Below are 418 nucleotides of genomic sequence, written 5' to 3'. Positions count from 1 at the left end.
CCCACCAACGATCGAGACGGGCTTAGATGAGTCGCTCTATGGATTTATGTGGGAGGTCAACGGACAGCCATTACCAGAGGTTGGTAGTTCTATTGTTGCTGTTGTAGGAGGCACCTATACGGTTACTGTTACTGAATTTGCAACGGGCTGTAGTGGAAGCTATAGTGTAGAGGTGCAGCAGTCATCGCCGCCGTTAGATTTTGGTGCTGAAGTAGTTAGTGGAGCCTTTGCTGGAGAGCATGTTATAGAGGCCTTTGCTACGGGTGATGGTACATATGAGTTCCAGTTGGATGCGGGTCCTTTCCAGGAGAGTGGTACCTTTGGTGATGTACAGCCAGGGGATCATATTATCACGATCCGTGATATTTATGGATGTGGTAGTGTTGAGATTCCTGTGGGTGTTATAGATTATCCGCGA

1 pseudogene is annotated in these 418 nt (G+C 48.1%); it reads left to right on the top strand.

Annotated features, from left to right (window positions below):
• Nucleotides 1–418: pseudogene (locus ACY2RU_RS17850) on the top strand (T9SS type B sorting domain-containing protein); the annotation flags it as partial.

It is taken from the genome of Ulvibacter sp. 2305UL32-6, from assembly GCF_058148545.1.
The sequence above is the reverse complement of the archived record's forward strand: the minus strand, read 5'-3'. Positions and strand labels throughout refer to the sequence as shown.